This window comes from Agromyces luteolus (assembly GCF_009729855.1).
In the GTDB taxonomy this organism is placed as follows: domain Bacteria; phylum Actinomycetota; class Actinomycetes; order Actinomycetales; family Microbacteriaceae; genus Agromyces; species Agromyces luteolus.
This window is the reverse complement of record NZ_WODA01000014.1, coordinates 151,433-158,917: the sequence shown is the minus strand read 5'-3', so window position 1 is coordinate 158,917 and position 7,485 is coordinate 151,433. Positions and strand designations below refer to the sequence as shown.

Below are 7,485 nucleotides of genomic sequence, written 5' to 3'. Positions count from 1 at the left end.
CGCGAAGTCGGTCGAGGACAACGGCGGCGCGTACTTCGTGCCCGCCTTCTCGGGGCTCTTCGCCCCGTACTGGCGTCCGGACGCGCGAGGCGCGCTCGTGGGCCTGACCCGCTACGTGAACAAGGGGCACATCGCGCGGGCGGCACTCGAGGCGATCGCGTTCCAGACGCGCGACGTCGTGGAAGCCGTGAACGCCGATGCGGGGATCGACCTCACGGAGCTGCGCGTCGACGGCGGCGCGACGGCCAACGACACGCTGCTGCAGTTCCAGGCCGACATCCTCGGCGTGCCCGTCGTCCGTCCGGTGGTCGCCGAGACGACCGCGCTCGGCGCCGCGTACGCGGCAGGCCTCGCGGTCGGCTTCTGGGCCGACCTCGACGACCTCGCCAAGAACTGGCAGGAGGACCGTCGCTGGGAGCCGGCGATGGACGAGGCCGAGCAGGGGCGCCTCGTGCGCAACTGGAAGAAGGCCGTCACGAAGACCCTGGACTGGGTCGACGACGACGTCCGCTGACGCGGGCGGGATGACACGGGCCGGGCGCACGGGAAGGCGCTCGGCCCGTTTCCGTGCCGCCACGGTGGTCGAGTCCCACGCGGCGGAGCCGCGCACCCTCCGGTGGTCGAGTCGCACGCGGCGGAGCCGCATCCTCCGGTGGTCGAGTAGCACGCGGCGGAGCCGCGAGCGTATCGAGACCCTCGCACCCTGGTCTCGATACGCGCCGGCCGACGCCGGTGCTACTCGACCACCGGCAGCGCGACCGGCGCTACTCGACCACCAGCCGGTCGGCGAGGAGGGGCGCGAGCTCGGCGAGCGTCCGGATCTCGAGCACGCCCGCCGCCGCGGCATCCGTCGCCTCGGGCTCGGCGGGGCGCTCGCCCGAGCGGTTCAACCACACCCCGACGAGCCCCGCCTCGGCCGCCCCGATCGCGTCGGTCCGCAGGCGGTCGCCGACGTACGCCGCCCCGGAGACCGCGGCGTCGCCGGCGAAGCGCTCGACCGCCACCTCGAAGATCCGCGGGTCGGGCTTCGTCACGCCCTCGGCGCCGGATGCCACGAGGTGCTCGATCCGGCCCGGGTGGCCGACCTCGAGGCCGAGTCGCACGAGCTTGGCCAGCTGGAAGTCGGCTTCGCCGTTCGTGATGATGCCGAACCGCACGCCGGGCAGTGCCCGCTCGATCTCGTCGAGCGCGGGCAGGACGTCGTCGTGCAGCGCCCACGACTCGCGGTACCGCTCGAAGTACGTCGCGAACCACGCGCCCGCGGACTCGTCGTCGAGCTGGTCGCCGTGAGCGAGCGCGAACTCGGCCGCGCGGGCGCGCCGCTGCCCCTCGAACGTCAGCTCGCCTGCGAGGTACGCGTGGTAGTGCCGCTCCTCGAGTTCGTGCCAGAGCGCCTGCGCCGCGGCCTCCTCCGCGGCGTACCCGCGCTCGCGCAGGTGCAGCGCGATGCCCGTCGCCACCGCCTCGCGGTGCGCCATGAGCGTGTCGTCGAGGTCGAACAGCACGACCGGCCCGCCGGCCGGAGTGGCCGACCGCGAGCGCTGCACTCCGCTCACGCCCGGCGCAGGAACCCGACCCGGTCGTACACCGTCGCGAGGGTCCGCTCGGCGCGCTCCGACGCCTTCTCGGCGCCGATCGCGAGCAGTCGGTCGAGCTCGGCCGGGTCCTCCATGAGCTCGAGCGTGCGCTCGCGGATCGGGGCGACGCGCTCGACGACCACGTCGGCGAGGTCCTTCTTGAGGTCGCCGTAGCCCTTGCCGTCGTACTCCGCCTCGAGGTCGGGGATCGAGCGGCCCGTGACCGTCGCGTAGATGTCGAGCAGGTTCGCGATGCCCGGCTTGGCCTTCGGGTCGTAGCGGATCTCGCGCTCGGTGTCGGTCACGGCGCTGCGGATGCGCTTCGCGATGACCTTCGGATCGTCCATGAGGTTGATCAGGCCGTTCGGGCTCGCCGCCGACTTCGACATCTTCGCGGTGGGTTCCTGGAGGTCGTAGATGCGCGCCGACTCCTTCGGGATCATCGCCTCGGGCACCACGAACGTGTCGCCGTAGCGCGAGTTGAAGCGGCCCGCGAGGTCGCGGGTGAGCTCGAGGTGCTGGCGCTGGTCGTCGCCGACCGGCACGAGGTGCGTGCCGTAGAGCAGGATGTCGGCGGCCATCAGCACCGGATAGGTGAAGAGGCCGACCGTCGTCGACTCCGCCCCGTAGCGCGACGACTTGTCCTTGAACTGGGTCATGCGGCTCGCCTCGCCGAACCCCGTGAGGGTGCCGAGCACCCACGCGAGCTCGGCGTGCGCGGGCACGTGCGACTGCACGAACAGCGTCGAGCGCGCAGGGTCGACGCCGGCCGCGAGGTACTGCGCCGCCGTGCGACGGGTCGCCTCGCGGAGCGTCGCCGGCTCCTGCGCCACGGTGATCGCGTGCAGGTCGACGACGCAGTAGATCGGGTCGTGGTCCTCCTGCAGGGCGACCCAGTTCACCAGGGCGCCGAGGTAGTTGCCGAGGTGGAGCGAGTCTCCCGACGGCTGCATGCCGGAGAAGACGACGGGGCGTGCGGTGTTCATCGTGGTTCGGGGGTCCTTCGGTCTCAGATGGCGTAGTCGACGACGACGGGAGCGTGGTCGGACCATCGCTCGTCGTAGGCGTCGGCACGGTCGACGGCGTAGGAGACCATCGCGTCGGCGAGTGCCGGGGTCGCGAGCTGGTAGTCGATGCGCCAGCCGCTGTCGTTGTCGAACGCCTTGCCGCGCCACGACCACCACGTGTACGGGCCGGCGACCTCGCCGGCGGAACGGCGGCCCAGGTCGACCCAGCCGAAGCCGGCGCCGGCGTTGTAGCCCTCCTCGCCCTCGGCGCCCATGAAGCGGTCGAAGTAGGCGCGCTCCTCGGGCAGGAAGCCCGCGCGCTTGACGTTGCCCTTCCAGTTCTTGATGTCGAGCGTGCGGTGGCCGACGTTCAGGTCGCCGACGACCACGGCCAGCTCGTGCGACGCGAGCTGCGACATCCGCTCGCTCATCGCGTCGAGGAAGCGGTACTTGTCGACCTGCTTCGGCGTCTCGGCCTCGCCCGACGGCACGTAGCAGCTGACGACGGTCACGATCCGGCCGTTCACCTCGTAGTCGGCCTCGAGCCAGCGCCCGGCGGTGTCGTGGTCGGCCGCGCCGAGCTCGACGCGGTGGATGTGCGCGCCCGCTCGGCTCGCGATCGCGACGCCCGCGCGGCCCTTGGCGGTCGCCGGTTCGTGCAGGATGCTCCACTCGTCGCCGAGGAGGCCCGCGAGGTCGTCGGTCGACGCCCGCACCTCCTGCATCGCCAGGATGTCGACGTCGCGCGCGGCGAGCCAGTCGCCCATGCCGCGGCGGAACGCCGCCCGGACCCCGTTCACGTTGGCGCTGACGATCCGGAGCGGGGCGGGGGAGGGCATGCCTACGATCCTAGGTGCTGCCACCCCCACGGCCGTTCCCGTTCAGCCACGGGTGCGCCTTCGTCGGCGGGGGCGGCGGGGCGGATGCCACGAGCTCGTCGAGGTCGCGCCGGGCCCTCGCGAGCCGTCGGCCCGCGGGGACCCGTTCGTACCAGCGCGCCGTCTCGGCGACGGCCCGGGCGTCGCGGACGCGGACCTTCGCAGCGGTGAGGAGCGCCTCGTACTCGCGCTGCCGGCGTTCCGCCTCCAACTGCGCTGCGGTCACCCGACGGAGCGACTCGTTCCGGTCCGCCGCCTCGACGGCGATCCACGCCGCCGCCACCAGGATGATGATGCTCGCGATGCGGAACCACAGCAGCAGCGCGACGATCACCGTGAAGGTCGCGAGCAGCGGGTTGCTGCCGGCCCACGAGAGCACCCACCCGCCGAGCATCTGCAGCACGCTGAGCGCCGCCGAGCCGAGCAGCGAGCCGGTCCACATCCGGCGCCACGGCATCTCCGCACCGGAGAGGAATCGGAACATCACGGCGAGCGCCAGGGTGTCGATGATGAACACGATGATGATCGCGCCGAACTGCAGCCCGACCCGCACCACCGGCGACTCCGTCGTGAGGTCGATGCCGAGGAGGCCGAACATCCAGTCGAGGAACCCCGTCGCGACGATCGACAGCACCGCGGCGACCAGGATGGCGACGCCGAACATGAACGCCGCGGCGAAGTCGCGCGCCTTGAGGTAGAGGTACGCTCGGTCGTCCTTCGGCAGCAGGAAGATGCTGCGCACGGCCATGCGCGCGTACGTCACCCAGCCGATGGCGGTCCAGATCAGGCCGCCGAGCGCGACGGCGCCGGTCCAGCCGAAGAGGCTCGTGCTCGCCGTCGCCGCCTCCTGCAGGTCTTCCGTGCTGATCACGCCGTCGGGGCCGACGAGGCCGGGAGCGTAGGTGTTGATCAGCAGCAGCAGCGCGTTCAGCGTCTCGGTGTCTCCGAGCAGCCAGATGCCGGCGACCGCGAACACGATGTAGACCGCCGCGAACACCGCGAACAGCGACTGGTAGCTCATCCCCGCGGTCAGCAGGAAGCCGTTGCGGGCGAGGAAGTGCCGCCACACGCGCACCGGGAACAGCGCCATCGTGCGCTGCGTGAGCCGTTCCATCCGCGTGATCGGCTCGTCGAGCCGTTCGCGGATCGGCGCGCTGGCCGCCTCGAACCGCTCCCGCACGCGCGCGCTCGTCGAGGACGTGTCCTCGTCCGGCGCCTCGGTCGTCGGGGCGCCGTCCGCGCGCGCCGACGCCCTGCCGCGCCCCCGATCGCGATCGCTCACACGCTCACCCTAGCGAGCGGATGCCGCGCACCGGCCCCGCCCGTCGGCGTGCACGCCCCCCATCGCGACGTGCGGAGCGCGGCATCCGCCCCGACACGACGGAGGGGCCGGTGCGTCGCGCACCGGCCCCTCCGCATCGCGGTCGCCCTCGGTCAGGGCGTTCCGCGCAGGATGGCCTGCTTGACCTCGGCGATCGCCTTGGTGACCTCGATGCCGCGGGGGCACGCGTCGGTGCAGTTGAAGGTCGTGCGGCAACGCCACACGCCCTCCTTGTCGTTCAGGATGTCGAGGCGGACCTTCGCCTCCTCGTCGCGGGAGTCGAAGATGAAGCGGTGCGCGTTCACGATCGCGGCCGGGCCGAAGTACTGGCCGTCGGTCCAGAAGACCGGGCACGACGAGGTGCACGCCGCGCAGAGGATGCACTTCGTGGTGTCGTCGAAGCGCGCACGCTCGGCCACCGACTGCACGCGCTCCTTGCCCGCGACGGGGGCGGAGCTGGCCTGGAGGAACGGCTGGACCTCGCGGTAGCTCGCGAAGAACGGCTCCATGTCGACGACGAGGTCCTTCTCGAGGGGAAGGCCCTTGATCGCCTCGACGTAGATCGGCTTCGTGATGTCGAGGTCCTTGATGAGCGTCTTGCACGCGAGGCGGTTGCGGCCGTTGATGCGCATCGCGTCGGACCCGCAGATCCCGTGCGCGCACGAACGGCGGAACGTCAGGGAGCCGTCCTGCTCCCACTTGATCTTGTGCAGCGCGTCGAGCACGCGGTCGGTCGCGTACATCTCGACGTCGAAGTCCTGCCAGCGCGGCTCGGCGTCGACCTCGGGGTCGAAGCGGCGGATCAGGAAGGTGACGGTGAACGACTTCGTCGCGGCATCCGTCGACGTCGTCTCGAGCGTGGCGGTCGTCACGTCAGTACTTCCTCTCCATCGGCTGGTATCGGGTGATCGTCACCGGCTTCCAGTCGAGCCGGATGTGATCGGAGGCGACCGACGAGTGCGCGTCGCCCGACAGGTAGGCCATCGTGTGCTGCATGAACTTCTCGTCGTCGCGGTTGGGGAAGTCGTCGCGCATGTGGCCGCCTCGGCTCTCCTCGCGGTTGCGGGCGGAGGCCACGACGACCTCGGCGAGGTCGAGCAGGAATCCGAGTTCGACGGCCTCGAGCAGGTCGGTGTTGAACCGCTTCCCCTTGTCCTGCACCGCGATGTTCCGGTAGCGGTCGCGCAGGCCCGCGATCACCTCGGCGACGTGGTCGAGCGACTCGCTCGTGCGGAACACCTGGGCGCCCTTGTCCATCTCGTCCTGGAGCTCCTTGCGGATCGCGGCGATCCGCTCGGTCCCGTTCGAGTCGCGGAGCACCTCGAGGAGGCGCCGGACGTCGCCGGCCGGGTCATCCGGAAGCGGCGTGAAGTCGACGCCGGAGTTGACGTACTCGACCGCATTGCGGCCGGCGCGCTTGCCGAACACGTTGATGTCGAGCAGCGAGTTGGTGCCGAGGCGGTTCGAGCCGTGCACCGACACGCACGCGCACTCGCCCGCGGCGTAGAGACCGGGGACGACCGTCGTGTTGTCGCTCAGCACCTCGGCCTTCACGTTGGTCGGGATGCCGCCCATCGCGTAGTGCGCGGTCGGCATCACGGGCACCGGCTCGTACACCGGGTCGACGCCGAGGTAGGTGCGCGCGAACTCGGTGATGTCGGGCAGCTTCGTCTCGAGGACCTCCGCGCCGAGGTGCGTGCAGTCGAGCAGGACGTAGTCCTTGTCGGGGCCCGCGCCGCGGCCCTCCGCGACCTCCTGGACCATGCAGCGCGCGACGATGTCGCGGGGCGCGAGGTCCTTGATCGTCGGGGCGTAGCGCTCCATGAAGCGCTCGCCCGAGGCGTTGCGGAGGATGGCGCCCTCGCCGCGGGCGCCCTCGGTGAGCAGGATGCCGAGGCCCGCGAGGCCGGTCGGGTGGAACTGGAAGAACTCCATGTCCTCCAGCGGGAGGCCCTTGCGCCAGACGATGCCGACGCCGTCGCCAGTGAGCGTGTGCGCGTTCGAGGTCGTCTTGTAGATCTTGCCGAAGCCGCCGGTCGCGAAGATCACGGCCTTCGCCTGGAAGACGTGGAGCTCGCCGGTGGCGAGCTCGTAGGCGACGACGCCCGAGGGCTTCTGCCTGGTCGTCCCATCGCCGGCGTCGACCTCGGTCATGACGAGGTCGAGCGCGTAGTACTCGTTGTAGAACTCGATGCCGAGCTTGACGCAGTTCTGGAACAGCGTCTGCAGGATCATGTGCCCCGTGCGGTCGGCCGCGTAGCACGCGCGACGGACCGGCGCCTTGCCGTGGTCGCGCGTGTGGCCGCCGAACCGCCGCTGGTCGATCTTCCCGTCGGGCGTGCGGTTGAACGGCAGGCCCATGTTCTCGAGGTCGATGACCGCGTCGATGGCCTCCTTCGCGAGGATCTCGGCGGCGTCCTGGTCGACCAGGTAGTCGCCGCCCTTGATCGTGTCGAAGGTGTGCCACTCCCAGCTGTCCTCCTCGACGTTCGCGAGCGCTGCGGCCATGCCGCCCTGCGCCGCGCCCGTGTGGGACCGCGTCGGGTAGAGCTTCGAGATGACGGCCGTCTTCGCGCCGGGCCCGGCCTCGATGGCCGCCCGCATGCCCGCGCCGCCGGCGCCGATGATGACGATGTCGTACTGGTGGTGGTGGACGCCGTCGACGACCGTCGTCTCGACGTGGTTCTCGCTGGTCACGTGTC

At 71.1% G+C, this 7,485-nt stretch carries 7 protein-coding genes; 1 reads left to right on the top strand and 6 read right to left on the bottom strand.

The genetic code is table 11. The features are described 5' to 3' along the window. A partial coding sequence (locus tag GLX25_RS08095; protein ID WP_240898231.1) for an FGGY-family carbohydrate kinase occupies positions 1 to 514 on the top strand: 514 nt, incomplete at its 5' end. Between the two features lie 250 nt (positions 515 to 764). On the opposite strand, the gene GLX25_RS08090 is transcribed toward GLX25_RS08095, so the two are convergent. From GLX25_RS08090 to sdhA, 6 genes are all read right to left on the bottom strand, one after another. Then, a complete protein-coding gene (locus tag GLX25_RS08090; protein WP_271192498.1) occupies positions 765 to 1,556 on the bottom strand; it encodes an HAD family hydrolase in 792 nt (263 codons plus the stop codon). Continuing rightward, a complete protein-coding gene (gene trpS / locus GLX25_RS08085; protein ID WP_155841965.1) occupies positions 1,553 to 2,563 on the bottom strand; it encodes a tryptophan--tRNA ligase in 1,011 nt (336 codons plus the stop codon). The genes GLX25_RS08090 and trpS overlap by 4 nt, the downstream gene beginning before the upstream one ends. Before the next feature lie 23 nt (positions 2,564 to 2,586). Then, positions 2,587 to 3,423, bottom strand: coding sequence for an exodeoxyribonuclease III (locus tag GLX25_RS08080; RefSeq protein WP_155841963.1), 837 nt, complete (start codon positions 3,421 to 3,423; stop codon positions 2,587 to 2,589). Positions 3,424 to 3,433: 10 nt separating this feature from the next. After that, positions 3,434 to 4,744: a YihY/virulence factor BrkB family protein gene (locus GLX25_RS08075; RefSeq protein WP_155841961.1), complete on the bottom strand. Its 1,311-nt coding sequence runs from the start codon at positions 4,742 to 4,744 to the stop codon at positions 3,434 to 3,436. A gap of 152 nt (positions 4,745 to 4,896) precedes the next feature. Beyond that, positions 4,897 to 5,655 (bottom strand): succinate dehydrogenase iron-sulfur subunit, encoded by a 759-nt coding sequence (locus GLX25_RS08070; protein ID WP_166548602.1) that lies wholly within the window; start codon positions 5,653 to 5,655, stop codon positions 4,897 to 4,899. 1 nt (position 5,656) lies between these two features. Beyond that, positions 5,657 to 7,480 (bottom strand): succinate dehydrogenase flavoprotein subunit, encoded by a 1,824-nt coding sequence (sdhA, locus tag GLX25_RS08065; RefSeq protein WP_166548601.1) that lies wholly within the window; start codon positions 7,478 to 7,480, stop codon positions 5,657 to 5,659. Between the last annotated feature and the right edge of the window lie 5 nt (positions 7,481 to 7,485).